Genomic DNA, 25824 nt, shown 5'->3' on the forward strand with positions numbered 1-25824 from the left:
CCGGGTAGGAGCGAAGCGATCGCTCGGCAAAATTAAAGGGACTGGAATAAATGGGTTTGTTGAACTCCCACGACCCACGATTGCAAGACCCATCTTGCCTCCAAGGAATGGATAATCATGCATTTTATGGCGGAGCACATCCTCACCGCACTTGGCTATCGTCACGGGCCGATTTTCTATGGACGAAGGCGTCGCAATCGCACTCCTTTCGACAGTCTTGCAAGTACGATTCCTGGAGCGACAATAATCTTGTGCCGTTTGGGGTTGGCGGATTTGGCTACATGAGCCAGTGCCAGTTCTATATTGAGGCCGATTTTGATCGGTATCTGACTAGAGTTGAAGCGGGCGATAAACCGATTTGGAAAGGTGTCGCACTGTTAGAGGACGATCTGATGCGCAGGACAGTAATGTTTGCGTTGCGAAGCGGCGGAGTGTTGTTATCCCGCTTCGCACGGGAGTTTGGGGTGCCCTTCGAAAAATACTTTCCCCGCGAGCTTGAAATCTTGAAGGAGACCGACCTGGTATTCATCTCTAACGACGGCGTACTTTCTCTGACTTCCGCCGGCATCATCAATTCAGGCGCTGTGTCTCTGCTGTTTTTCTCGGACCAGGTGCTTGACCGGGTCGCCTACAACGATAGCAGGATAGGGACAAGAAGACCGACGTCTTGGAAGAGCACGATTACTCGCCAGCGGGACGGTACGGCTCAAGTGCGAAAATGCACGCTGTGTTTCGGTGAAGTCGGGGGACCTCGTCAATGACCTTTACCTCGTCCTTTTCCATCCCAGATCGACCCGCCCATCAGGCGCGAAAGATATTTTCTCACCTGGTCGACAGCATCGACCGCAGCCAGGCAAAACGCCCGCTTGGGATTGTCAGCGATTTCGTCGCCGAGCAACTCCCGCACCATATTGCGCAGATCAAAGGGAATGAACGGCCAGATGAAGCGGTTAAGGCGCTTGGGCAGAGCATCAACGCAATGATACGGGGAACAGACTGTGAGGCGCAGCTAATAAATCTGCCCCAGTCCGACTTCGGAGTGGCTAAGACAGACATTCAGTATCTCGTCAATTGTGCTTATCAGATGTCCGCGTTTGCCGGCCTCAGTCCCGTCGATGCGGAGTTGGCGGTAGGAGAACCGTTGATGCGTATTGCACAATTAAGTCGTCAGCGGCAGCCTAGCATTGATGTCCTCTCCTATGAAGACATGATCCTCACCAACCCAGTGGAGAGGGATCCTCGCGTATATTGCCTCGGTTCAGCTGGGGTCGAGGAGCGCGATTTTTGCCTCGGCCATCAACTTATTGAGGGTGACTTACAGTCGGCAATAGAAGCTCTGCTTAAGTTGCGAGACACGGTCGCGGCAGATGCACGCAAGTGTCTATCGCTGTGCATGAAGTCGCTGGAGTCAGCCATTTATGTTTTGGAACGTTTTTATGAACATATGTCGCACGATCTTTTCGAGCAATTTCGCATGTTTTACGGAAAGAACCCTTACAAGGATAGGCTTGGCCCAAGCGGTCGTTTCTCTGCCCGCATCGTGGCGGTCTCGGTTCTTCTGATCGGCGAAGAGCTGTTGCGCCAGAAGCCGCAATTCTACAAGGATGTATATCGGTTGTCGGAATATTATCCTCAAAAATGCATTGACGACGTATTTCGCTGGTTATCGCCAGACAAGGTGCGCGCGAGAACCCAGCCAAGCTGGCTTGAAGGGAAAGCGCCTTTCCCTAAGCTCGCAACGGTCTCGTCCATCGTGGAGCGCCAGAGCAGCGAAATCCGAGAGCTGCACGCGTCCTGTGTTTGTGCGCTGGATCGGTTTACCCGGATGCATCGTCGTGCGGCCCTGAAATATACGGTAGGGCCGGGTCTCCCAATTGTTGGAGTTGATATGTCGGAAAGGATTGAGGATGTGTTGTCGCAGCGGCTGTTAGGGAGCGCACCAAAGCTAGAGGCGGCATTTTCCTCGATCAAGCATATCTCCGACATCAGGCGAAAATGGTCAATGTCTCAAGACGAAGTGGTCTTTCGCCGATTCGAGGTAGGAGATGCTGACGATGTATGGCGGTTGCATCGAAGCGCATCCGACGCTGTTGGTGTACATGGGCCGGAAGGGGCATGGGAGGATGATTTGCGTAATGTCGGGGACGTATATCTAGCCTCAGGCGGAGATTTTGTAGTTGCTCATATTGGCGGCCAACTCGTCGCTATGGGTGGACTGAAACCTGCCGAAGATGATGTTGCAGAGCTGAAGCGGATGCGGGTCGATCCCGCCTTTCAACGACGAGGGCTTGGAAGGAGAATACTTAGTGAATTGGAGCTGCGCGCCGCTGCCCTAGGTTTCAAGTGCATAATGCTCGAAACAACAACCATCCAAGTCGGGGCTCAAATGATGTATGAGACGTCTGGCTATAGTCGCCGCGGTGAGGGGATGTTGCATGGGTATGCCGTGATTTTCTACGAGAAGCGGCTCGCCAGCCAGGATGACTTGTTGATTTCTGCTGAGAAGCGACCCGGGAATTCAGACTGATGGGGTCGTCTAGTCTTACTGCGTCATAAATTGCGGATTTGCCGCGGGCTGTCCATGGCCCTTGTACAGCACGGACATCGTTGCAGGCGGTTGGCCAGGGCCGCAGTCAGGCATCGACGGATGGTGGGGATCGAGGTCGGGACGCGCCGCCCTGGTCGGATCGGAGGATCCGCGGGGGTTTTGGCGCAGATGATGTCGATGTTCAGCTCATAAAGCGCCCGGCCGAACTGCGTCAGGCCGCTCGTCCGGTCCTTCTTCACGGATGTGTCGATCGAAAGACACCATGCTTGTCGCTATAGAAAGCCAGCGGCTTGCCCCATTGCTGCAGATAGGCCTTCGTCGCAGCAGATAGTCGAACGTGTCCTCCGATCCGGCAAACGCAAATGCAGAAGCTTTCCGGCGGCATCGTCGATATAGACGAGCAGGGCGCATTTGGGGCCGCGGTTCTCGAACCAACAGTGATGCGACCCGTCGATCTGCACCAGTACGCCAAAGCAGTCGCGCCGGCCACGCGGCTGGAAAACCCGTTTCTTGCGTTCCGGCGCGAGATCCAGATGCCGGCCTCAGTCATCCATTCGTCCCAATGTCTCATCGAAACCGCAATCCTTTCGAATGGTCTTCCAAAATAGGCCAGGCGCAATGGCCGCGGCTTCCGCAACGGCTCCCTTGTTAGCTTGAGGTTCGGAGTCTCCTGGTCCGCGTAAATTCGGAGATCGCCGCCCATTTGTTCGGCACTTCCACGCCGTGATCAAAAAGGAGAGCACGCTTGGAAGTGTCGATGGCGTTCTCCGCCTGATTCACCGCCCTGCGGTCGCCAACGACCAATACGAACCCAGGTGGGAAGAAGATTGCTGTTGGCAGCGTCCACGAGCTAAATCGAACATCATGATTGTATAACGTCGGCGTGAGAAAAACCCTGGGTAGCTTCTCCCAGAGACTCGTATATGCTGCCTGATGAATCTTAGTCCGCAGGCAACGAGATCGCGATGGCAATGCACCAGCTCCCCTCACCACAAAGCGGCTCGAGCACTCGGCCGCGACTCTGGTGGATGGTATTTCTATTTCCCGGGAAGGCCATCTTATGGTTTCAGTATCACTTTCCTAAATTCGGCAATGTCATTGCTACTGGGCGCCGCTATCGGAGCCGCACTTGCGAAATAATGTACTCGGCCGTGTTTTGGGTGCTAGTCGTCGCCTGGCTGCTTGCACTTTTGCACGGCGCACTTCGGTAACACCTCGATGCTGCCATCTCGAGCCCGAGAGTCGCGGTTCCGGTGCTTTTCCCAAAAGCCACAGCCGGCGAAAAAATATCTTTGAGCGCTCTTTTGTAAATGCAGCGCCGGCGAGAGCTGCTATGCATTGTTCACAAGCTTGAGGAGAACCACATGCCAAATCCATTTGAGCAAATTCCCTTTGATGGCGCGGAGTTCGTGGACAATCCCGAACCGCGTTGTCCCTGCCTTTTATTGCTAGACGTTTCTGGTTCGATGCGGGGACGCCCGCTTAGGGAACTCAATGAAGGTCTCGTCCAGTTCAAAGACGAACTCTATGCGGACTCTCTCGCATCTAAGCGCGTTGAGATAGGCATAGTCTCCTTCGGCCCCGTGACCATCGTGAACGACTTTACAAGCATGCAAAACTGGATCGTCCCCGAGTTGGCCGCACAGGGAGATACGCCAATGGGCCATGCAATCGAGGAGGGCCTCCGGCTCCTGCGCGACCGGAAGAACTCCTATCGCCAAAACGGAATCTCATACTATCGCCCGTGGGTTTTCCTGATTACGGACGGAGCCCCAACAGACGCCTGGCAGAGTGCGGCGGCGCAGGTCAAGGCTGGAGAAGTTGAAAAGGCCTTCAGCTTTTTTGCTGTCGGCGTCGACGGCGCTAATTTCGAAACGCTTTCCCATATCTGCGTGCGCCAGCCTTTGGCGCTGAAGGAACTCAGGTTTCGAGATCTGTTCCAGTGGCTTTCCAGCTCTCTAAGCTCGGTCTCGCAATCCAATCCCGGTGACGCCGTTCCTCTCTCTAATCCTGCAACGCCCGACGGATGGGCCTCAATCGCATGACCGACGGCTGGCGATGGGCTGCGGCCCGTGCTCGTGGCACCTCCCATGTGAAGACGGGTTTGCCATGTCAGGATTTTGCATTGAGTGAGACTTTAGCCAGCGTCGATGAAACCGTCATGGCAGTGATCGTTTCAGATGGTGCGGGAAGCGCAAAACTGGCGCAGATTGGTTCAAAATCAGTCTGCATTGGTCTGCTTCGGCTCATCCGTGGATATCTCGCAAATCACTCCCTCTCCCAGCTTCGTGAAGAAATGGTCTGGGGCTGGATAGACGATATCCGCGAATACATCAGCGCGAAGGCTAGTCGCTCTGGAACACAGCGACGCGATTTCGCGGCCACAAGCGTTGCTGCTCTCATGTCTGAAAACGGTACTGTGATCTTTCACATCGGCGATGGCGCGGCTGTCGTACGCTACGAAGGAGACGAAGCCTGGGATGTGCCGTCTTGGCCGTATCAAGGCGAATATGCATCGACAACCAGCTTCATCACCGATGATCCCCAACCGCATCTCACTTTCGTTCGAAATGACCGTCGTGTCGATCGATTTGCAGTCTTCTCCGACGGCATCGAACGTCTAGTCCTCAATAGCGCAAATCGTTCGGCTCATGAGCCATTTTTCAATCGGATGCTGACGCCGCTGACTCTTTCGGAGGAAGCCGGCAGGAACCTTCCTCTGTCGATGGCGCTGCGAGAATATCTTGAAAGCCCGTCCGTTTGCGAAAGAACCGATGACGACAAGACGCTCGTACTCGGTGTGCGCAAATGAGCACTATCGTATTCGGATCGGATGGGAGGAAGCTGACGCTTGGCGGGATGCTAGGAAAAGGCGGCGAAGGCGCGGTCTACCACGTCCACGAGGCGGGCGATTTGGCGGTGAAGATTTATAATCCCGGCAGGGCCTTCGAGAGGAAAGCAAAAATCCTTGCCATGACGTCGGCCGCACTCCACAAGACAACCGACATCGTCGCCTTCCCGATCGACACTGTCAGTGACAAGAGCGGAATGTTCATGGGGTTTTCCATGAAGAAGGTCGCAGGTTTTAAGAATATCCATGAACTCTATGGGCCTGGCAGCAGGCGGACGGAATTTCCTTCTGCCGACGCCCGGTTCCTGGTGCGCAGCGCGTTCAATCTTGCGAACGCGTTTGCTGCAATCCACAGCACGGGCTGCGTGGTCGGCGACGTAAACCACTCCGGCATCCTCGTTTCAAACCAGGCTATGGTAACTCTGATCGATAGCGACTCGTTTCAGTTCAATAAGGGGCCAGAGGTCTATCGCTGCGCCGTAGGCGTGCCGGATTACACGCCGCCTGAGCTGAGAGGCGCGGACTTCGAAAAAGTGGTTCGGATGGCGAACCACGACAACTTTGGTCTAGCCGTCCTCATCTTTCAGCTGCTTTTTCTTGGGAGACATCCGTTTGCTGGGAAGCATCTCGGTCTTGGCGACATAGACATCCCGACCGCTATAGGCGACCACCGTTTCGCCTATAGCGCATGCAGGGCTGAGACGCGTATGGAACCTCCGCCGCTAACACCAGCGCTGGGTGACTTTGGTAAGGAGGTTTCCGACGCATTCGAATCCGCTTTCGGAAAGAGTGGTGATCTTCCGGGCGGTCGACCGAATGCGACCTCGTGGGTCCAAATCCTCGGCAAGGTCGAGAAGGGTTTGCTGGAGTGCTCTGCTGACAAATCGCATGCGTATTTTCGGAGCTCGTCGTGTCCCTGGTGCCGCCTCGAGAAATCGATGGGCAGGAGCCTCTTCGCCGCGAAGATTTCAAGCACTGTTTCCACACTGAACATCGGTGACCTCATTGCTCTGATCAACCGTCCCGCTCCACCAAACCAACCCCCAGCACCTGAAAGCATCATTGCGGTTCCGTATCTCACCCGCAGCCCTGTGGCGGTATCCTTCTCACGTGGAAAGCAGCTGGCGTTTTTCGCCTCGGTTGCGGGACTGCTGATAGGTATTTTCCTTGCAAACCAGTTGAATGGCTTCTGGGGTGCAGCTCTGGTTATCGCATCAATCATAATGATGATCCGATCCCGCCGTCCTGCGGAAGAATTTAGGGTCGAACTGCAGGCGGCTACCGCAGCATGGGAGGAGAAGAAGAAAATTTGGGAAGAGCACGCCGGGCCTGCCGTGTTCCTGAAACGAAAAAGCCACTATCTGTCCCTGGCCTCGGCTCATGGCAAACTTCCGGAACAGGAACGCGAACGGCTCGCCGAGCTCGAGCGAAAGAAAAGAGACCTTCAATTCAGGAGCCACATGCAGGGGCACTTGATCTCCCGCGCAAAAATCGCTGGCATTGGACAGAGCAGGACGGTAACGCTCTCGTCGTTTGGTTTTGACAGCGCGTGGGATGTGAAGACTCGCTCGGTTTTAGCCGTTCCCGGCATTGGTCCCAAAAAAGCCGACGCCCTTGCGAATTGGTCGTCGTCTGTTGAAAAGAAATTTGTATTCAATAGTCACATTGCCACCGATCCGCAGGCTATCAATGAGGTCAAAACGGACATAGCGCGTCAGAGGGCTGACCTGGAAGGAGAGCTGAGGCGTGCTCCGGATGAGCTCAAGGAACTTCTGGATACTGCCTCCGAACTGCGAAGGAACCCGCCCCCGCAATTGGTTGAAGCGTATGTGCGACTTAAGCAAGTCCAAATGGATATAGGGTAACGGTGACGCGCGTGGCCGGAGCATACCGAGACTTCTGGGTAATGCTGGCAATGATCGGGGGCGCTGTCTTCGCAGCGAATACGACGTCAAAGCCGGGAACGGCGTCTCACGCCCCTGTTTCGTCACTTATTCCCTCTCGCAATCAGATCGTGACAGCGCCGGTTACTACCCCAACACGCGCTCAGGAAAATGCGCTTCCTGCGTCTCAAACTTCGGTGGTAACCGCGACTCCTGCCAGTGCAGAGCCGTCGCCCACATCTTCCAGTACAGCGAATGCGACATCCGTTTCGGAAGCGGCTCCGTCTTTCTCCGCACCTACGCCTCAAAGCACCGATTCGAGCCCTGGGCTTCCGATCACGCAGCCAATCACGAGCGGCGCCCCTGAACCTGATTCCTACGTCTTCGATGGATTGATCGCCTCCATCGAGAAATCGGAGGCGACCACCATCGCGCCTGCAGTCGATCCTTTCGATAAGGCCACCCCGCCCCCTGCCGCGAGGTTCGCTTACATTCGGCTACCTCTTGAACTCAGAGACGGCCCTGGTCCTAAGTACATCGTTGTCGGCAGTCTTGGGCAGAACGCCCTTGTATCTCTTATGGAGCAAGAAGCGGGTTGGACCCACGTTAGCGCCGGCGACGCCATTGGCTGGGTGCCTCCTGGGACGATTTCCTCCAGTCCCGTGCTTTCTGTTGCTCGCAAACCGACTCCTGCAGCACGGTCAGTCGAAACTCCACGCCGCGAGGGCGGCCGCTAGTTGTAGTTGATCACGGGCTGGCGCACTGCCTCCAGCCCAATCCCCGCTGATCACACCATCCAGAGCTATTCAAATCGGCCTCCAGGATCGAGCGCGATTTGCATACTTCCGCGTCGACAGCGTTCCCAATCGAGCAGGCGGTAGCGTCGAGAATCCAACGGCGGATTATACGATCGGGCCCGGCGACTGCTTTGTCGGTCTCAATGACCCTGCCCGTCTCACTGACTATCCTTCGACTAACCGGGTCCCAAGTCAGCGCCAGGTTGACTGCGCCTGAAGCACCCTTTTTTCTGGTTGCACTGAACGCGTACCAGTCGACAACGCCGAAGACTGAACACTTGTCTGCACAAAGCGCATGAACTGAACCCGGCCGCGCTGTGTAGATTCTTGTCGGCCATCGGTCCACGAAAGCGCTCTTCTCCTTAAGCACATCTTCTCGCGAAAGGTCTTTTCCGTAGTACTGGATGCGGTCGGCATAGACGTTGCGAAGAAAGGCTACCGCCTCGCTGCTCGAGCCCGACCATACCCGCTGGAACTCATTGAACACTTCCACTGCCCCTGCTTGATCGGTAGGCTGAATGTCCTGCACTTCATCTGCCGAAGCGCTTTCTCCATTGAGCTGCGCCGTTACCAGCTGATAGCCCGCCATATCGACAAGATTCAATTCTTTCGATTGCCCCAGCGGCATTGACAACGCTGCGTCCAGAAGCGAAGCGCTTACACCCATCGTGCCGAGGTAGTCTTTGAGGGCTGCTGACACTAAGGGATTGAGACGACCGTCAGATTCCGCAGATGTCGCAAACGTCTCTACAGATATGCCTATGCTCTCATCTTCGGCATAACGATTAAGGCCACCCATAAAAGCCAAAAGGCAGGTTTCGAGACAAGGGGAGCCTTTTGTCTGGAGCGTCGGAAGGCCGGTCTTGCGGATTGCCTTCCCGAAAGCCATCGCGATTGATCGATCGCCACCCGCCGAATTAAACGCGATGTATTTGGCCGGGCTCGCAGCAAGTTCTAAGGCGATGCGTTGAGGATCATCGCCAGTCTCGAAGCTGCCCTCAACAAGAAGGATCGTGGTCCCATTCGTCGTGGAGAGATGACGGTAGGAGACCGCAGCAGTCGCGGCGCCCATCGAAACCGAAACAGACAAAACAATTGTGATAATCGTATAAAGGAAACGCCGTTTCATTCGCATGGCGGTTTAGTTCGTCGCGATCCCCAGGGCCGACAGGACCTGCGGAGTTATGGTGCCGGTGACTTTGAGACCGTACGCGTCCTGCATTTTACTGAGCCCGCCCTTCGTGGCGGCATCGACTTGACCTGTTATCGGGCCGCCGAAATAACCAAAGGCGATCAGAGCGGTCTGGACCTGTATGACGATACGGCGAAATTTGTCCGAGTTGCCTGGCAACGTCTTCAGTGGCACTGGCTGCGCGCTCGTCGAAGAGGATTGCGTCGAATAGGTGCCAGTTGACGTCGTCGCCGGTAAGTTTGGAGTGGTTGGGAGACTTCTGATGACCGGCCCCGGGTTGGGCTGATAGCGCGGTGTCGGATCGGGCGATGGATAAGCAGTGTCATAATCGCCCCGTGGGACGTATCCACCTCCAGCTGAGGATGCGTGGCTTGCGTGACTGGCATGGCTTGCGTGGCTCGAATGCGAGCTATGGCCGGCAAGGGTATAGACCTGCTTGACCCGCAACCGTTCGAACAAGGTGGTGGCCGGCTTCTTTTCGGTAAGGCCGGTGATCGGCGCAGCGTCACCTTTCGATGGCATGAAACCGGCCGCGATCAACGACGGCACCAGGTAGATCTTGCGCTTCTTCATTGTGGTGAGAGTCCCCCAAACCCCTGATCAGCTTTATACCATTCAAAAAATCCACCACAAGTAGAGCGCAGCGAACATCCCCTGCACTGTTCCAAAAATTTGTTCTTCCAATCTGAAATCGTTCCTGGTGCCAGATGTCGGTACCCTGGAGGGACACTGCAAAGAGGGAAATTATAAAGAAGAGTTTGAATACCGCGCCCAATCGCGAGGTTAATGGCCATGCGGAGTTGGCCGAAATCCAGCGACGTATCCTTGAACGAATGCGCCCAGTTCATTCTGCCGTAGCCAATATTTTCCAGTTGCATGATCGCCCATACGTCAATGAACGGAAGCCGAGTCGAGACATAGTTCGCAAGCTGTGGCAACACATCCCAGTTCTGCTGGAGGACAACCGTACGAAGCTCGACCGCTGCCCCCGCCCTCATCAGCGCCGTCAAGTTCAACGACAGCGTTTCAAAGGCTCCGGATTTTCCAACAATGCTGTCGTGAAGTCCCGCATAAGGCGCATACAGTGGAATGCCCCACAACACGCGATCTCGTCCAATTTCATCAAGCAGCGCGCTGTCGCCCGGTTCGAAAAACTGGCCGTTGGTCAGAACATGAAATGAGACATCCGGCCGGGCTTTCGCGGCTGCTAGAAGAAATTGAAACAGCCTTCCTTTGTGCAGCAGCGGTTCGCCGCCAGATATGGTGATTCGAGCGTTTTCCGGCGCTAAGGTGGCGGCGACTGTGAACTGGTCAAAGAGGTCGGCGTGATATTTCTTTGGAGGCTGCGAGCACATGACGCAGAGCTGGTCGCATTGCTCGGTGACCAAGAAAGTGTTGTGTCTCGACCGGGATCGCACCAATCGATGCGCGGACCTTCGCCCAGGAACTAGAAGCAGGACGTCACCGTCAAGATCGGTTTCGGGACCGCAGTGGACGCGAAGCGAGTAACCCGCGAGATCGAAGGTTTGACTTTCCTGATCTCTGTCGATCAGGAGTGCATCATATTCACTATCCACCGCGTCCGAGCGCAAGCGAACGATACTTGGATTGTCGATCGGGACGTCATCGATCTTGAGCCGCAAATCGATCATGTGTGTACCGGCGCCAGTGACGGATCGAACTCCGGAATTCCGGCCCAGATCGCAAGGCTCTTTTGGACTTTCTCGTCAGCCGAATAGAGCAGCTCGAAGATCTTGTCGAAGATTGCGGTATGACGGCGACAGAAGGCTGTGTCGGCCTTCGGTAGATCGATGCGCCCATAACGGGATAGATCGTCAACAACGTCCGCACCACACGCGGCTTGGTATGGACAATGGATGCAGTCGGGATGGAATGAATTGGAAGACTTTTCGTTTAGCACGTCTAGCTTGGACTGGTCGATGCCGTCACAAAGATTGCCAATGCTAAGATCGACCTGTCCGACCCTCGTGACCATCCTGGCTTCATCCGTCGGATAGAAGGTGCCGTCGTAGTCAATAACGATGTAGTCTCGGCCGAGAATATTCGGATTACGAAGGTCGACTTGCTGATTGTGGCCGCCACGCAGAACCCGGCGCAGGCAGTGTGTGAAATAGAACTCCTCGACCGGCTGCCTAGCGGTCCAATTGTGCTCGATCAGAGCGTCGATAAAATCGGCATGGTAGGCATTCCATTTGTCTTCGAGACCGGTGGTCTGAAACCGTTTTCTGGCAAAACCCTGATGATTAACTGGTCGAAGGAAAATGGACCGAAATCCGAACCGACCAAACGTATCAGTGATCTCGGAAACGCTCGGCAACTGGTTGATGTCTAGCGTCGGGAGAGCCGAGACCTTTCCCTGCCCCAAGCGCTCGATGGCATAGCTGAGGTTCGATACGAATTGCTGCGTGTCTTTGGCGTTTACGGTTCGTTGCCGCTCATGCGTCGAAAATTCGCCATCAAGTGACGTACTCACGAAGACGTCCGAGGCATCCAGGAAATCCCAAGCTTCTTCCGATACTGATTGCAGATTGGTGCATACCGTAAAGAAAACTTCTTGGAACTTGCGGCGAGCGAAATCACGAACCTTCTCCAATAGGTCTAATCGGAGCAGTGGCTCGCCACCCTGGAATTCGATTTTGACGCTCGCGGACGTCATGGCATCGAGAAATCGGAGAACGCGCTCAAGCGTCTCATCCGTCCAATCAAAGCCCGGAGTGCTCTCGTTCACCCGAGACACCTGGCAATAGGCACATGCCAAATTGCAACGGAGGGTCGGAACGAGAATGACGTAATTCAGCTCTTGAGGACGGTGCAACCGTTGGGCCCACCGGTAGGCAAATCCCATATAGGCTGGATCGTCGATCTCATTGAACGCATGACCATTTGCTTCAAAAAAGCCCCTATCCAGTGCCGTCAGCTTTCCGGTCGCATAGCGATTGAGAAAGTGAGCGTCGGCTTTGAAGTAACCGCCCGCATCATCCGCAAAAAGATAGCCGGCGCCGAACGGTTTGAACTTAAGGGGAAATACGGTCATCGCCCGAGGACACCGTCGACCAGGGCACGCCTGAGCGGAAGCGTCTCGGCATAAATTTTCTCGCGATACAGACAGTGGTGGAACTCTCGAACGAGCAGATCACTCGGCGCTACGCCGTTATCCAACAGGCTGATGGTTTGCGATATTTCGATTTCTGTATCTGGATGCGACGCACTGAACCGAACAATAGCCACTGCGAGATATGGACGGAATGTCGGATCGAGCTCGATCGCACTGCGGCGAGTTTTCTCTGGGGACGAGGTGTGAGAGTTTTGCGGTTTCACGTCAGTGCAGCCTCCCCATTCCGTACGATTGAGATTGTAGCCATGCTGGCATCCAAACACCAGAGGGTTGCACTGAATTTCGCTTTCGAGCCCCCGGCGCACGACATCCCAAACCAAGTATCCATTCGACCAGGTTCTCAATTACCACATTTATTCCAGTGAGTGCTTTCATGATTTGCCCTCTTGCCGTAGCAGGAAACGCTCGTGATTCCTTGTCTGGCACCGAATCGCAGAGGAGCCAGGGAGGCGTGGTTTGATGGCGACCTTGCCGGTTACGGCGGCTAACACTTTGCCGATGTGAATCCTTTTCGTTCCAATATTCGAAATGCCGTTGACGTCTCACAAAGGAAGGGCCGCCTCGAAGGGGCGATTGGTGGCCCAAAGGTGACTGCTCGTGCAGCCACCTTTGGCGAATGAAAGGAAAATTCGCCTAAGCCATAGTAGAATTGCAATTTTGATATTGCAACGGTCACTTTGAAATAGCTGTAGCACGAAGCTCTACCACTGATTGATTTACCATACGCTATTTGCCGATGCGAACCGATGTCTTGCAAACAGCTGAAGTCGAGCTGGGGGATGATGGGAGACGCCGGCGCTTTTTGCAAACCACGCTGAGCTGCGGCGACAGCCTTCGGGCCAGCGGCCAAGGCCTCCCACAGCCGAATTGGAACCGCGCATAACCTCGGCGACGCGATGCACGGCAATTTCTTGATCTTGGGTCATCATGTTTATGGTTCCTGCCTTGGCCGTTTTCAAAGCGTCCAGTTCCTTTAGGTATCGATCCACTTGATTTCGGCCCGGCACTCAGCCAGCCCGTGGAGCAGCCAAATGCGACCGAAAGCGAGTGGCTCTGTGCAACCGTTCCCTTGATTTCTGAGGACACAGCGGTGAAGCCATCACAGATAGCTGTAAACATCGCCTGACGCGGCAAGGATGAGGAAAGCGTTTTCCATTTATTTTGCCACAAGGTGATCAGCGGAACTGCAAAACCAAATGTCGCAATCGCAAAGGCAGAGAGGGGCCCCGCTGAGGCAACGACGATCCCTCCCAGTGCGGGACCGACACTGCGAACAGTATTGAACCCGACAGAAATAAGCGTGACCGCACCCGGCAGGTGGGACCGTTCGACGATATCCCCGACCGATGCCTACCAGGCGGGATCGTGGAGAGCAATGCCGCAGCCAGCCTGAAAACTGAAACCGAGAATGATCCACGGATCAGTTTCGCCGAAAGCAACGGAAAGCGTGAGCATGGCGGATGCGGTCATCATAAGGCTTCGGCCAATGATCATCACCTTACGTCAGCTAAAGTTGTCAGCGATCGCCCCGACGAAAATGGCCAGAATGAATGCAGGTGACGTTGAAGACGCCTGGACCAATGCGACCATCACATCCGAGGTCGAAAGGGTCGCCATCAGCCAACTGATCGCAACCGCTTGTATTAGCCGGCCGAGACTGGAGAACTGATTGGCGGGCCAGATGGCGCGAAACGTAGGATTTATTCAGCGGTGCCGACAACGTTGATGAACAGGAAACCTGCATTAATAGACAGGTTGACGCCCTTTGGCGGGAAGCTTTTGGACTAAGAGAGCGTCACTTTAGGAGTGACATGCCACGATCCCGGATTGAACGGCGGAGCCGATCCGAATTCGTTCCATCTTGGCGCCGATACAACACGAGGGCGCACCTCCTGCGGCCCCATCCTCAGTCGGAAAACCCAAATGGCGCGTCCGTGCGCCGGTAATGATCAGGCAAGATCTGTCGGCCGATTGGCGGTTCCGACCGGGATGTGCAGCTATCGCGTTGGCAAAGACGACAGGTAATGCCGATCGGCGTTGGCACAACGGACGTGTTGTCCTTATGATAGACCAGACGTTCGACGTGGCTGGCTTCGCAAACCAGCGCCACGGCCCGATCGACGCGCGGAAGTCCAAAGGCACCTCCCCCGGAACTTACGGTTCGAGCGATCGAAAAAAATAGTTGGCCATCCGGCAACTCTAGCCACTGCGTTACCACCGTCCTCGGCGTTGTAAAAACCTGGTGCAACGTCCAAAGGGGGCAACCACCGCCATGTCGTGCGAAGGGAAAATTTGCGCTGTCGAGGCACTTGGACACGTTGCCTGCAGAATCCACACGGATAAAGAAGAAGGGGATCCGCTCTTGTCCGGGCTTCTGTAGTGTGGTCAACCGATGTGCCGTCTGTTCGAAACTGGTGCCAAATTGACGCGAGAGCGCTTCGACATCATAGCGGCGCGCTTCAACCGCTTTGGCAAATTGCGTGTAGGGCATGACGACGGCTGCTGCAAAGTAGCCTGCGAGCGCCCGGTACGCTAATCGTCGCCCACTCTCTGTCGCAAGATTGCCTTCTTGAATGAACTTTTGAATATCGCCCTCGGATTCAAGATAGGCGAGTTGCTGTGCAAGTTGAAAGTTTTGGCTTGCCAGATCCAAGCAGTCGTCAAGTAGAACCTCATGCCTGTGTCGGTCCAGTCGGCGGACCGATCCTGACATGATCTCCGTTGGTAATCGTCTCACTCGAAGATTGTGACGTTGCATAAGATAGAATGGAAGCCCGCCAGCCTCCTTCACCGCCGCCGCCAACTTTTCTGCCGCAACATCAAGGCCAGGAAAGCAATTACGTCGAGCTGCGAGGAACCGTCGCACGCCCGCAACAGGATCTGCTCCTTCATCGATCCCTCCGTCGAGGGCGGCCTGTCGTTGATCGGCAAGAACAATTTGTTCCTCCTTGTACGAGGTGTAGAGCCGCAGCATCGCTTCTGCAAACCCCGGAAAGCTGCTGAGCACGTCTGCGACTTCGAGCGGTGATATCTCTATGCCACTGAATATTGGATCCTTCATGGTCGATTGTAGTCGCGCAAGGATTTCGGGCGTGCCGTCGTCGGCAAAGAGCGACATGTCGAGCCTGTAGGTCTTCGCAAGTCGCAGAAGAATCTCGGCCGTAACCGGTCGCTGATTCCCCTCCATGAGCGCGACATAAGAAGGGGAGACATCGAGGTCAGATGCCATGTCGGCTTGAGTGAGGCCAAGATTTTTCCGCAACCGTCGAAGTCGCGGACCGAGATAAACGCCGAGTTTTTCCATACGCCGATTACAACATTACAAAGGATCACTGTAAAGTTTGACAACATCACAAAGGCACCGGCTGAAAAGAAAACGGCGACCCGCTATTGCAGTGCACACAACTGGCCGACCCTTGGAGGAGTAAATGTCGTATTCAGATAGTGTTGAAGGAGCCAAAACCTTGATTGCCGAAAACCACGCATGGTCCGGCCTCACTGCCGAAGCTGTCGCTCGCATGCGCCTTCAGAACAGATTCAGAACCGGTCTAGACATTGCGCGCTATACCGCTGCGATCATGCGTCGGGACATGGGCGCCTATGATCAAGACCCGAGCAAATATACGCAGTCGCTCGGATGCTGGCATGGGTTTATTGCCCAACAGAAAGTCATCTCGCTGAAAAAGCACTTCGGCACGACGGAACGCCGTTACATCTATCTCTCAGGTTGGATGGTTGCGGCACTGCGGTCGCAGTTCGGTCCGCTCCCCGACCAGTCCATGCATGAAAAAACGAGCGTGCCGGCCCTTGTCGAGGAGATCTACACCTTCTTGCGCCAGGCAGATTCACGCGAACTCGGCATGTTGTTCAGGGAAATCGACAAAGCCCGGGTGGAGGGTGACCAAGCGCGGGAACAGCAGCTGGTTCAGGCGGTCGACAATCATCAGACCCACGTCATTCCCATCATTGCTGATATTGATGCAGGTTTCGGAAATGCCGAAGCAACCTACCTGCTGGCGAAAAAGTTGATTGAAGCCGGCGCCTGCGCGCTGCAGATCGAGAACCAGGTCTCCGATGAAAAGCAGTGCGGCCATCAGGACGGAAAGGTGACCATTCCGCACGAGGAATTCGTCGCCAAGATCCGCGCATGCCGCTACGCGTTTCTCGAGCTCGGCATCGACGACGGCATCATCGTGGCTCGCACCGATTCACTCGGCGCAGGCCTTACCAAGCAGATCGCCTTCAGCGTCAGCGAAGGCGACATCGCCGACCAGTACAACGGCTTCCTGGATTGCGACGATGTCACCGGCCAGCCACCCTCCAACGGCGACGTGTTGATTACGCGCGGCTCGAAGCTCTTGCGGCCGAAGCGGCTGCGTTCCAACCTTTATCAGTTTCGTGAAGGCACAGGCGCCGACCGCTGCGTCATTGACTGCATCAATGCGCTTAACAATGGCGCCGACTTGCTGTGGATCGAGACCGAAAAGCCTCATGTCGAACAGATCGCGAGCATGATGGACCGCATCCGGCAGGTGATCCCCAATGCCAAGCTGGTCTATAACAACTCGCCCTCTTTTAACTGGACGCTGAATTTCCGGCAGCAGGTTTTTGATGGTTGGCAGAGCGAAGGAAGGGACATCTCCGGGTTCGACAGGGCCAAGCTGATGAGCGAACAATATGACGACAGCGATTTGGCGCGCGAAGCAGACGAAAAAATCAGGACCTTCCAGCATGACGCCTCCAAACGCGCCGGTATCTTCCATCACCTGATCACGCTGCCGACCTATCACACCACGGCGCTCTCGACCGACAATCTCGCCAAAGAATATTTCGGCGCGCAGGGCATGCTCGGTTACGTCGCCAACGTCCAGCGAAAGGAAATCCGCCAGGGCATTGCCTGCGCGAAGCACCAGAACATGGCTGGTTCTGACATTGGCGACGATCACAAAGAGTATTTTGCCGGCGAAGCGGCGCTTAAGGCCGGCGGAGCTAATAACACCATGAACCAGTTTGCGGCCTGATGCAGACCTACCTTGCAAGGGACCTGCAGCAGGCCTGCGTTCCTTTGCCTTATCGGAGGAAGAAATGTCGAACGACGAAGAGAAAAAGAAACCGATCTTGCTGGAGCGACCGCGGGCTGTCTTTTCGCAAGAGGACTTTGAGCTCATCCGGGTAGCTGTCGCCCACTATCTGCATCTGGTGAAAAACGAGCCAGTGGCAGTAAAATACTCAAACCTGCATCACCGGCTCGGCCGGATATCTTAAGATCGCAGCTCTTGTAATCGCGCGTTGCAATTGCGCTCGAAGAGTTGCGTTCCGAACCCCCTCTGCGGGAAGACAATTGAGAACACCGATCAGTTCATTCGGCAGCTGTTAGTTCCCAGCTAGCGAGCCCTGAGGAAAAATATCATGGATAACAACAATGCTTGTGTCTTAGTCGACGGCCATAGTGCCGAATTGAAACTTCGATCAAGCACGATCGGTCCGAACGTCCTCGACATTGGATCCCTCTACGAGCAGACGAAGATGTTCACCTATGATCCTGGCTTCACTTCGACTGCGTCGTGCGAGTCCAGCATCACCTTTATTGATGGCGACGAAGGCGTTCTGCTGCATCGCGGTTATCCGATCGAACAGCTTGCCGAGCACGGCGACTTCCTCGAAGTCTGTTACCTGCTGCTCTACGGCGAATTGCCGACCGCAGCCCAGAAGAAGGACTTCGACTATCGGGTCGTGCATCACACCATGGTGCATGAACAAATGTCCCGCTTCTTCACCGGTTTCCGCCGCGATGCGCATCCGATGGCCGTCATGTGCGGCTGCGTCGGCGCTCTGTCGGCCTTCTATCACGACTCCACCGACATCACCGATCCGCACCAGCGCATGGTCGCCAGCCTGCGCATGATCGCCAAGATGCCGACGCTTGCCGCCATGGCCTACAAGTACCATATCGGCCAGCCCTTCGTTTACCCGAAGAACGATCTCGACTATGCATCGAACTTCCTGCGCATGTGCTTTGCCGTGCCCTGCGAGGAATATGTGGTCAATCCGGTGCTTGCCCGCGCCATGGACCGCATCTTCATCCTGCACGCGGATCATGAGCAGAACGCATCGACCTCGACGGTTCGCCTTGCCGGCTCTTCCGGCGCCAATCCCTTTGCTTGCATCGCCGCCGGCATCGCATGCCTCTGGGGGCCGGCCCATGGCGGCGCCAACGAAGCTGCGCTCAACATGCTGACGGAAATCGGCACGGTCGACCGCATTCCGGAATATATCGCCCGCGCCAAGGACAAGAACGATCCGTTCCGATTGATGGGCTTCGGTCATCGCGTTTACAAGAACTACGATCCGCGCGCCAAGATCATGCAGAAGACGGCGCACGAGGTCCTCGGCGAACTCGGCATCAAGGACGATCCGCTGCTCGACATCGCGATCGAACTGGAGCGTATCGCGCTGACCGATGACTATTTCATCGAGAAGAAGCTTTACCCGAATGTCGACTTCTATTCCGGTATCACGCTGAAGGCGCTCGGCTTCCCCACGACCATGTTCACGGTACTGTTTGCGCTTGCCCGAACCGTCGGCTGGATTGCCCAGTGGAACGAGATGATCGAAGATCCGGATCAGCGTATCGGCCGCCCGCGCCAGCTCTATACCGGCGCACCGCTGCGCGAATACGTTCCGGTTTCCAAGCGCTGAACGACATCCTTGACGAAGCGAAAGCCCGGCTCCCCAATGCTGGCCGCGACCTAGCAAGTGCCGAATGCAAAAGTCGTCGAACTGGCCCAATGTGCCTGACGAATCTTGCTTCAATTGCGAAGGTCTAGCGCTGGCATGCCAAGACGTTGAAAGCACACGTTCTGCTCTTTGAACTCAGCGACTTCGCCGACGTCAATCGTATCATGCTGCCCCTCGAGACCCCCTACCCCTGCTGGTAGGCTGAGGAGTTGCCGAAAGGTGCAAAAGTGGAAATCGATGCCTTGATTGCCCTCAGCCAAGCTGCGCGCCACCTGGACCGCAACGATCATGAACAACCATTGCTCCGGCGTCCCCGTTCAGCATAAACGTTCAGATAAACAAAGCTGTAGACGTTGACGATCGGAAGAGGAAAAACGGAGATGACGCTCACTGCTGCATTAACGAGGCATTTGAAAAATCCGGAGCAATTCCTCCGCCTAACCTCCGAGCCGAGCACGCACACGGCTACATCCATGAAGCGCTTTGCAGTCTTTAACCCGTCCACCGGTGACCTGCTGGCCGAGGTGCCGGACATGAGCGCTGAAGAGGTTTCCGTCGCCATTGACAAGGCGCATGCTGCCCAGGGGCGTTGGGCTGGACTCACCGCCCGGGAGCGCTCCGACATACTGTGGAACTGGCATCGGCTGATCCTCGAACATAGCGACGATCTTGCGGTGATCTTGACGGCCGAGATGGGAAAGCCACTCGGAGAGGCGAAGTCGGAAGTCTTGCACGCGGCGGCATATCTTCAATGGTACGCCGAAGAGGCTAACCGCATTTACGGCGAGACCATTTCAGCGCCCTCCAATGACAGGCGTATGCTGGTGATCAAGCAACCAATCGGTGTTGTCGGCGCCATTACCCCTTGGAACTTTCCGGCCTCGATGGTAGCGCGCAAGATTTCGCCGGCGCTTGCCGCTGGCTGTACCGTTGTCTTGAAGCCCGCCGAGCAAACGCCCCTGGTTGCCGGGGCCATGTTCGCCCTCGCGCGTGCAGCTGGTTTCCCGGAGGGCGTTGTCAATTTGGTCTATGCGTCAGAGGGTGACGCTATCGGTCGTGAATTGTGTTCAAACCCAAAGGTGCGAAAGATCAGTTTCACCGGGTCGACCGAAGTCGGCCGATTGCTGATGCGCCAGTGCTCCGACCAGATTAAGCGCATCAGCTTCGAACTCGGCGGGAACGCGCCTTTCATCGTCTTCGACGACGCTGATATCGACGCCGCCGTCGATGGCGCGATCCAAGCCAAATTTCGCAATGCTGGGCAGACCTGCGTGTCCGCCAATCGGCTGTACGTCCAAAAACGCGTCTATGACGAATTTGCTGAAAAGTTCACCGCGCACGCGCGAAGACTTCGCATTGGCGACGGCTTTGAACCGGACACCGCGATCGGGCCTCTGATCGACAATCATGCTCTGACAAAGATCGAAGCGCATGTCGACGACGCTGTCAAAAAAGGGGCAATAGTGCGATGTGGTGGGCGCCAGATCGGCACGTCCGGAACATTTTTTGAGCCGACCGTGATTACAAATGTCGTCAGCTCAATGCGCATCGCCCAGGAAGAGACTTTCGGTCCTCTGGCACCAATCATCCATTTCGACGACCCTGAGCAAGTCGTGCGAGACGCTAACGATACGATCTACTGCCTCGCCGCCTATTTCTATGCTTCGAACCTCAAGCGGGTCTGACGTGTGGCCGAAGCGCTGGAATACGGGATAGTCGGCATCAACACCGGCCGCATGTCGTCGGAGGCTGCACCCTTCGGAGGGATCAAGCAGTCAGGCATTGGACGTGAGGGGTCTCGTCACGGCCTCGAGGATTATCTTGAAATGAAGTACCTTTGCCTGGGTGGCCTCTGACGCGGATTACGACCTCCCGCGATTTGACGCTGTTGATACCAGTCTCTCACAAAAAAGAGGCTGCCGTCGAAACTTGTTCGGCGGCAGCCACGTCGCTTGGGAGGCGAATTCAAAGCTGAAGCGACTGATCCCCTAAACGAAGCCCTTTTCGTACGTGTCGCCGATCAGATACCTATCGCTTCATAGGCATCGGCGATCTGTCGGATTGACGCGACATAGGCGGCGGTTCGGTAGTCAGCGAGTTCCGGTTGCTGCTCCATCAGGTCAGCAATGCGCCCCCAGGTGCTTCGCATGACGTCTTCCAGTCCGGAGCGAACGAGATCGATCTCCGCCCCGCCTTCGAGGAACTCCTCGCGCATGTCCGCCGGAAAATCCTTGCCGGTCATGCGTTCGAGTGCTGCGGCGATCGTCTGGTTACGCCGCTCACGCCGACGCCGTTCCATCAGGCCGAAGGGAATATGCGTCAGGTTCTTCACCCACTCGAAGTAACTGACGACGACACCGCCGGCATTGACGTAGAGATCGGGAAGGATGGTGAGCCCACGGGTGCGCAGAACCTTGTCGGCCTCGAAGGTCACCGGGCCGTTGGCCGCTTCGACCACCAGGTTTGCCTCGATGCGTTTCGCATTCCCCGCATGGATGGCATTTTCCATCGCCGCCGGAATAAGGACGTCACATGGCTGCTCGATGCCCGTCATATCGCCGGGAAACGAGGTGGCGCCTACGAAGCCGAGGATGCTGCCGGTTTTGATTTGATGCTGCTTCAGCGCCTCGATCGCCAGACCATCGGCGTTGGCAATATAACCGTCCCGTTCAGCGACGACGGTAACCCGGGCGCCGTCTTCTTCGGAGAGAAACTTTGCCGCATGGTAGCCGACATTGCCGAAGCCCTGAACGATAACCGCAGTACCCTTCAGATCGCGCTTGCCGTTCAGACCGGCAGTGCGCGGATCGCGGAGATAGCTCTGGATGGCGAACTGGACGCCTCGGCCGGTTGCTTCGGTGCGCCCGGCAATGCCGCCCTTCGACAATGGCTTGCCGGTCACGCAAGCGCGGGCGTTGATGACATCGGTCGGATTGGCACGGCGGAACTCGTCCATCATCCAGGCCATCTCCCGCTCGCCCGTGCCGATGTCGGGCGCCGGAACGTTGACGCCGGGGCCGATCAGGCCACGTTTGTTGAGCTCCTGGGTGAAGCGGCGCGTGATGCGCTCGAGCTCCTGCGGCGTCCATTCGCGCGGATCGATCTTCAGCGCCCCCTTCGAGCCGCCGAACGGCACATCGACCAGCGAGCATTTGAGCGTCATCAGCGCTGCCAGCGCCTCGACCTCTTCGGCATCGGCATTCGATGCATAGCGAATGCCACCCTTCACCGGTTCGCAGTGCTCGCTGTGGACCGAACGCCAGCCGATGAAACTGTACATGCGGCCGCGCAGGCGGACGCCGAAACGAACCGTATAGGTCGAGTTGCACTGCATGATCCGCTCTGACAGTCCTTCCGGCAGGTCGAGGAAAGTCATGGCATGGCGGAAGTTCTGGTCAACGCTGTCCAGAAAGCCAGCGGAGCTGGTTTCCCCGTCCTGTACGTTGCGTTGTGGTATTGCATTCACTGGAGGTTCTCCTTGCTCGAGTAGCTCAGGCGCTGTGCTGTCTCAGCTCAACAAAATTCTTTGGTCCGCATTGCGCACAAGCAAAGCATAGATCAGCGTGAACAGCCGGCGGGCGGTGTCGTTGTCGATGTTCACTTTCGCTGACAATCGGCTTCTCAGCAGTTCGGCAGCCTCGTTGTGGAGGCCACGCCGACCCATATCGATTGCCTCAAGGCGCTCAGGCCCAGGGTGCCGGACGGCCTCGTAGTAGCTCTCGCAGATGCGGGTGTAATCCTTGAGCAGTCGGCGGAAGGGCGTTAGCGACAGGTAATGACTGACAACATGTTCGCCATGGTCGGCGGTGACATGCAGTGCCAGGCGTCCGTCAACCGCTTCGATCCTGAGGCGATAAGGTCCGCCGTCGTGACCGACTGGCATGAATGTATTGGATTCCAAGAGGTCGATGACCGCGAGCGCTTGCTCCCGTTCAATTCTTGCGTCCCGGCCACCGAAGGACCGGTCGACCGATACGTCGCAGAGACGGTACTCGGCGGAGGTCATGACCCTGCCCTCCCCTCAAAGCGTTTCTACGCACATGGCGACACCCATGCCGCCGCCGATGCAGAGCGTTGCAAGGCCCCTAGAAACGCCACGGCGCTTCATTTCGAACAGCAGCGTGTTGAGCACGCGGGCACCGGAAGCGCCGATCGGATGGCCGATGGCGATCGCGCCGCCATTGACGTTGACGATGCTGGGATCCCAGCCGAGGTCCTTATTGACCGCGCAGGCCTGGGCGGCGAAGGCCTCGTTGGCTTCGACGAGTTCCACATCACCGATCGCCCAGCCGGCTTTCGCCAGCGCCTTGCGCGACGCCGGGATCGGGCCGGTGCCCATGACCTGCGGATCGACGCCTGCCGTCGCCCAGGAGACGATCCGGGCGAGCGGCTGGATGCCGCGCTTCGATGCCTGTGCTTCGGTCATCAGCAGGGTCGCGGCGGCGCCGTCGTTAAGGCCGGAGGCATTTCCGGCCGTCACCGTGCCTTCCTTGTCGAAGGCGGGCCGCAGCTTGGTCACCTGGTCGAGCGTTGCGCCATGGCGGATATATTCGTCCTGGTCGACGGTGACGTCGCCCTTGCGGGTCTTGACGATGAAGGGAATGATTTCGTCGACGAACCGCCCGGCCTTCTGTGCAGCCGCGGCCTTGTTCTGCGAGGCGAGCGCGAACTGGTCCTGTTCCTCACGGCTGAGCTGCCACTGGCGAGCGACGTTCTCGGCGGTGACGCCCATGTGATAGCCGTAGAAGGCGTCGGTCAGGCCGTCCTTGATCATCGTGTCGATCATCTTGAAGTCGCCCATCTTCACGCCGCCGCGAAGATGTGAGCAATGCGGCGCCATCGACATGGATTCCATGCCGCCGGCAACGATGATCTTCGCATCACCGGTGGCAATCTGCTGCATGCCGAGTGCGACGGCGCGAAGACCGGAACCGCAAAGTTGGTTCATGCCCCAGGCGGTCTTTTCCTGTGGGACACCTGCCTTCATCGCCGCCTGGCGCGCCGGGTTCTGGCCCTCGCCGGCCTGCAGAACCTGGCCCAGGATCACTTCGTCGACTTCACCCGCTTCGACGCCGGCGCGCTCGAGCGCGCCCTTGATGACGGCAGCGCCGAGCTCGTGCGCCGGCGTATTGGCGAACGCGCCGTTGAAGGAGCCGACCGCAGTGCGGGCGGCGCTGGCGATGACGATCGATGGGGTGCTCATAGTAGTCTCCTCTATGGTCCTGGTAAGCCGGCAAAGGCCGGCTCCAGCGTTTCGACAATAAGCCTTCGGGCCTAGTTGACGATGGTCGCCTCTGTGGCGCTGCGGATCTCGCCGTCAGTGACCCCCTCGGCAAGCTCGACCACCTTCAGTCCGCCATCGACGACGTCGAGCACACCGAGATTGGTGATGATCCGATCGACGACGCCCTTTCCGGTCAGCGGCAAGGTGCAGGCCTTCAGCACCTTGGATTCGCCGGACTTGTTGGTGTGGTCCATGACGACGACCACACGCTTGACGCCGGCAACCAGATCCATCGCGCCGCCCATGCCCTTGACGAGCTTGCCGGGGATCATCCAGTTGGCGAGGTCGCCATTCTCGGCCACTTCCATGGCGCCGAGGATCGCCATGGCGATCTTGCCGCCGCGGATCATCGCGAAGCTCTGCGCTGAATCGAAGAAGGCCGAATGCGCCAATGCCGTTACCGTTTGCTTGCCGGCATTGATAAGGTCGGCATCGATCTGATCCTCCGTCGGGAATGGGCCGATGCCGAGCAGACCGTTCTCCGACTGCAGCGTCACATGGACGCCTTCAGGGATATAATTGGCAACCAGCGTCGGAATGCCTATGCCGAGATTGACGTAGGTGCCGTCTTCGAGTTCGCGGGCAGCACGTGCCGCCATCTGGTTTCTGTCCCAGGCCATGTCTCGTCCCCTTCCCTCAAGCAGCCACGCGCGTCGTGCGCTGTTCGATGCGTTTCTCGTGTTGCCCTTGGATCAGGCGATGCACATAGATCCCCGGCACATGGATGTGATCGGGATCGAGGGTGCCGACCGGCACGATCTCCTCGACTTCGGCGACGCAGATCTTGCCGCAGGTGGCGGCTGGCGGATTGAAGTTGCGGGCGGTCTTGCGGAAGACGAGATTTCCCGACGAGTCGGCTTTCCAGGCCTTTACGATCGACAGGTCGGCGACAATGCCGGTCTCCAGAACGAAGACCTCTCCATCAAAGATTTTCAGTTCCTTTCCTTTCGCAACGACGGTGCCGACGCCGGTCTTGGTATAGAAGCCAGCAATGCCGGCGCCGCCGGCGCGCATGCGTTCGGCGAGTGTTCCCTGCGGATTGAACTCGAGCTCGAGTTCGCCGCTGAGATATTGCCGCATAAACTCGGCGTTCTCGCCAACATATGAGGAGATCATCTTCTTGATCTGCTTGGTCTTGAGCAGCACGCCGAGGCCGAAGTCATCGACGCCACAGTTGTTCGAGGCGATCGTCAGGTCCTTGGTGCCGGCCTGGCGGATCGCATCGATCAGCAGTTCCGGAATGCCGCAAAGGCCAAAGCCACCCGCCGCGATGAACATGCCGTCGAACAGCAAGCCCTCAAGCGCCGACGGCGGATTGTCGAAGATTTTGTTCATTCTCCCCCCGTTAGGTTCGTCTGTTGCGGCGACGAGGCGCCGCCTGGATTCATTCACTTG

At 56.8% G+C, this 25824-nt stretch carries 19 protein-coding genes and 3 pseudogenes; 9 read left to right on the forward strand and 13 right to left on the reverse strand.

Features of this window, described 5'->3' with window-relative positions; genetic code table 11:
- The first annotated feature begins 281 nt into the window (after positions 1-281).
- Both PH547_RS30365 and PH547_RS30370 read left to right on the forward strand, forming a co-directional pair.
- Entirely contained in the window at positions 282-761 is a 480-nt protein-coding gene (locus PH547_RS30365; RefSeq protein WP_246802373.1) for a coproporphyrinogen III oxidase, read from the forward strand.
- Positions 758-2527 carry a GNAT family N-acetyltransferase gene (locus PH547_RS30370; protein ID WP_285170279.1) on the forward strand — a complete coding sequence of 590 codons (1770 nt, stop codon included), beginning with the start codon at positions 758-760 and terminating at the stop codon, positions 2525-2527. The genes PH547_RS30365 and PH547_RS30370 overlap by 4 nt, the downstream gene beginning before the upstream one ends.
- A gap of 173 nt (positions 2528-2700) precedes the next feature.
- On the opposite strand, the pseudogene PH547_RS30375 reads toward PH547_RS30370, so the two are convergent.
- Positions 2701-3104, reverse strand: a pseudogene (locus tag PH547_RS30375) (transposase family protein); the annotation flags it as partial.
- An 808-nt stretch (positions 3105-3912) separates the two neighbouring features.
- Here PH547_RS30375 and PH547_RS30380 point away from each other — a divergent pair.
- From PH547_RS30380 to PH547_RS30390, 3 genes are read left to right on the forward strand one after another with little or no spacing between them, the layout of a single operon-like run.
- Positions 3913-4593, forward strand: a complete 681-nt coding sequence (locus PH547_RS30380) for a vWA domain-containing protein (RefSeq protein WP_004122927.1) — start codon at positions 3913-3915, stop codon at positions 4591-4593.
- Positions 4590-5360, forward strand: coding sequence for a PP2C family serine/threonine-protein phosphatase (locus PH547_RS30385; RefSeq protein ID WP_245462488.1), 771 nt, complete (start codon positions 4590-4592; stop codon positions 5358-5360). Before PH547_RS30380 ends, PH547_RS30385 begins: the two co-directional genes overlap by 4 nt.
- Positions 5357-7264, forward strand: a complete 1908-nt coding sequence (locus PH547_RS30390) for a protein kinase domain-containing protein (protein ID WP_120764214.1) — start codon at positions 5357-5359, stop codon at positions 7262-7264. Before PH547_RS30385 ends, PH547_RS30390 begins: the two co-directional genes overlap by 4 nt.
- Before the next feature lie 765 nt (positions 7265-8029).
- Here the strand turns inward: PH547_RS30390 and PH547_RS30395 are convergent.
- The 7 genes and pseudogenes from PH547_RS30395 to PH547_RS30425 all read right to left on the reverse strand — a co-directional run bounded on the left by PH547_RS30395 (position 8030) and on the right by PH547_RS30425 (position 15711).
- Positions 8030-9208, reverse strand: coding sequence for a hypothetical protein (locus tag PH547_RS30395; RefSeq protein ID WP_246802359.1), 1179 nt, complete (start codon positions 9206-9208; stop codon positions 8030-8032).
- A 12-nt stretch (positions 9209-9220) separates the two neighbouring features.
- The gene (hxsA, locus tag PH547_RS30400) at positions 9221-9844 is read right to left on the reverse strand and encodes a His-Xaa-Ser repeat protein HxsA (protein ID WP_184805936.1); all 624 of its coding nucleotides are present in this window, start codon (positions 9842-9844) and stop codon (positions 9221-9223) included.
- Positions 9841-10923 (reverse strand): His-Xaa-Ser system radical SAM maturase HxsC, encoded by a 1083-nt coding sequence (gene hxsC, locus PH547_RS30405; protein WP_184805939.1) that lies wholly within the window; start codon positions 10921-10923, stop codon positions 9841-9843. The genes hxsA and hxsC overlap by 4 nt, the downstream gene beginning before the upstream one ends.
- Positions 10920-12326 (reverse strand): His-Xaa-Ser system radical SAM maturase HxsB, encoded by a 1407-nt coding sequence (gene hxsB / locus PH547_RS30410; protein WP_184805942.1) that lies wholly within the window; start codon positions 12324-12326, stop codon positions 10920-10922. Before hxsB ends, hxsC begins: the two co-directional genes overlap by 4 nt.
- The gene (locus PH547_RS30415) at positions 12323-12610 is read right to left on the reverse strand and encodes a hypothetical protein (RefSeq protein WP_245462489.1); all 288 of its coding nucleotides are present in this window, start codon (positions 12608-12610) and stop codon (positions 12323-12325) included. Before PH547_RS30415 ends, hxsB begins: the two co-directional genes overlap by 4 nt.
- A gap of 523 nt (positions 12611-13133) precedes the next feature.
- Positions 13134-14111, reverse strand: a pseudogene (locus tag PH547_RS30420) (MFS transporter).
- Between the two features lie 202 nt (positions 14112-14313).
- The gene (locus PH547_RS30425; protein ID WP_184805945.1) at positions 14314-15711 is read right to left on the reverse strand and encodes a helix-turn-helix domain-containing protein; all 1398 of its coding nucleotides are present in this window, start codon (positions 15709-15711) and stop codon (positions 14314-14316) included.
- A gap of 124 nt (positions 15712-15835) precedes the next feature.
- Between PH547_RS30425 and PH547_RS30430 the strand changes: the two genes are divergently transcribed.
- The 4 genes and pseudogenes from PH547_RS30430 (at position 15836) to PH547_RS30445 (ending at position 21001) form a co-directional block, all read left to right on the forward strand.
- A complete protein-coding gene (locus tag PH547_RS30430; protein ID WP_184805949.1) occupies positions 15836-17428 on the forward strand; it encodes an isocitrate lyase in 1593 nt (530 codons plus the stop codon).
- Positions 17429-17492: 64 nt separating this feature from the next.
- A complete protein-coding gene (locus PH547_RS30435) occupies positions 17493-17672 on the forward strand; it encodes a hypothetical protein (RefSeq protein ID WP_184805951.1) in 180 nt (59 codons plus the stop codon).
- Between the two features lie 144 nt (positions 17673-17816).
- Positions 17817-19106 (forward strand): citrate synthase, encoded by a 1290-nt coding sequence (gltA, locus tag PH547_RS30440; protein WP_184805953.1) that lies wholly within the window; start codon positions 17817-17819, stop codon positions 19104-19106.
- 419 nt (positions 19107-19525) lie between these two features.
- Positions 19526-21001: pseudogene (locus tag PH547_RS30445) on the forward strand (NAD-dependent succinate-semialdehyde dehydrogenase).
- 164 nt (positions 21002-21165) lie between these two features.
- Here the strand turns inward: PH547_RS30445 and PH547_RS30450 are convergent.
- The 5 genes from PH547_RS30450 to PH547_RS30470 form a co-directional block, all read right to left on the reverse strand.
- Positions 21166-22611 (reverse strand): Glu/Leu/Phe/Val family dehydrogenase, encoded by a 1446-nt coding sequence (locus tag PH547_RS30450; protein WP_425516144.1) that lies wholly within the window; start codon positions 22609-22611, stop codon positions 21166-21168.
- 42 nt (positions 22612-22653) lie between these two features.
- The gene (locus tag PH547_RS30455) at positions 22654-23151 is read right to left on the reverse strand and encodes a UPF0262 family protein (RefSeq protein WP_184805957.1); all 498 of its coding nucleotides are present in this window, start codon (positions 23149-23151) and stop codon (positions 22654-22656) included.
- A gap of 15 nt (positions 23152-23166) precedes the next feature.
- The gene (locus PH547_RS30460) at positions 23167-24348 is read right to left on the reverse strand and encodes an acetyl-CoA C-acetyltransferase (protein ID WP_184805960.1); all 1182 of its coding nucleotides are present in this window, start codon (positions 24346-24348) and stop codon (positions 23167-23169) included.
- A gap of 71 nt (positions 24349-24419) precedes the next feature.
- Complete coding sequence (locus tag PH547_RS30465; RefSeq protein WP_184805962.1) at positions 24420-25049, reverse strand: 3-oxoacid CoA-transferase subunit B; 630 nt, start codon at positions 25047-25049, stop codon at positions 24420-24422.
- 16 nt (positions 25050-25065) lie between these two features.
- Entirely contained in the window at positions 25066-25764 is a 699-nt protein-coding gene (locus PH547_RS30470) for a CoA transferase subunit A (RefSeq protein ID WP_184805964.1), read from the reverse strand.
- Positions 25765-25824: the final 60 nt, after the last annotated feature.

It is taken from the genome of Rhizobium cerradonense (assembly GCF_030182455.1).
Classification (GTDB): Bacteria; Pseudomonadota; Alphaproteobacteria; order Rhizobiales; family Rhizobiaceae; genus Rhizobium.

What these genes read in the sequence shown, in the direction of transcription:
- PH547_RS30365 (WP_246802373.1), top strand. Translation starts at nt 282, where the DNA reads ATGAGCCAGTGCCAGTTCTATATTGAGGCCGATTTTGATCGGTATCTG.
- PH547_RS30370 (WP_285170279.1), top strand. Translation starts at nt 758, where the DNA reads ATGACCTTTACCTCGTCCTTTTCCATCCCAGATCGACCCGCCCATCAG.
- PH547_RS30380 (WP_004122927.1), top strand. Translation starts at nt 3,913, where the DNA reads ATGCCAAATCCATTTGAGCAAATTCCCTTTGATGGCGCGGAGTTCGTG.
- PH547_RS30385 (WP_245462488.1), top strand. Translation starts at nt 4,590, where the DNA reads ATGACCGACGGCTGGCGATGGGCTGCGGCCCGTGCTCGTGGCACCTCC.
- PH547_RS30390 (WP_120764214.1), top strand. Translation starts at nt 5,357, where the DNA reads ATGAGCACTATCGTATTCGGATCGGATGGGAGGAAGCTGACGCTTGGC.
- PH547_RS30395 (WP_246802359.1), bottom strand. Translation starts at nt 9,208, where the DNA reads ATGAAACGGCGTTTCCTTTATACGATTATCACAATTGTTTTGTCTGTT.
- hxsA (WP_184805936.1), bottom strand. Translation starts at nt 9,844, where the DNA reads ATGAAGAAGCGCAAGATCTACCTGGTGCCGTCGTTGATCGCGGCCGGT.
- hxsC (WP_184805939.1), bottom strand. Translation starts at nt 10,923, where the DNA reads ATGATCGATTTGCGGCTCAAGATCGATGACGTCCCGATCGACAATCCA.
- hxsB (WP_184805942.1), bottom strand. Translation starts at nt 12,326, where the DNA reads ATGACCGTATTTCCCCTTAAGTTCAAACCGTTCGGCGCCGGCTATCTT.
- PH547_RS30425 (WP_184805945.1), bottom strand. Translation starts at nt 15,711, where the DNA reads ATGGAAAAACTCGGCGTTTATCTCGGTCCGCGACTTCGACGGTTGCGG.
- PH547_RS30430 (WP_184805949.1), top strand. Translation starts at nt 15,836, where the DNA reads ATGTCGTATTCAGATAGTGTTGAAGGAGCCAAAACCTTGATTGCCGAA.
- PH547_RS30435 (WP_184805951.1), top strand. Translation starts at nt 17,493, where the DNA reads ATGTCGAACGACGAAGAGAAAAAGAAACCGATCTTGCTGGAGCGACCG.
- gltA (WP_184805953.1), top strand. Translation starts at nt 17,817, where the DNA reads ATGGATAACAACAATGCTTGTGTCTTAGTCGACGGCCATAGTGCCGAA.
- PH547_RS30455 (WP_184805957.1), bottom strand. Translation starts at nt 23,151, where the DNA reads ATGACCTCCGCCGAGTACCGTCTCTGCGACGTATCGGTCGACCGGTCC.
- PH547_RS30460 (WP_184805960.1), bottom strand. Translation starts at nt 24,348, where the DNA reads ATGAGCACCCCATCGATCGTCATCGCCAGCGCCGCCCGCACTGCGGTC.
- PH547_RS30465 (WP_184805962.1), bottom strand. Translation starts at nt 25,049, where the DNA reads ATGGCCTGGGACAGAAACCAGATGGCGGCACGTGCTGCCCGCGAACTC.
- PH547_RS30470 (WP_184805964.1), bottom strand. Translation starts at nt 25,764, where the DNA reads ATGAACAAAATCTTCGACAATCCGCCGTCGGCGCTTGAGGGCTTGCTG.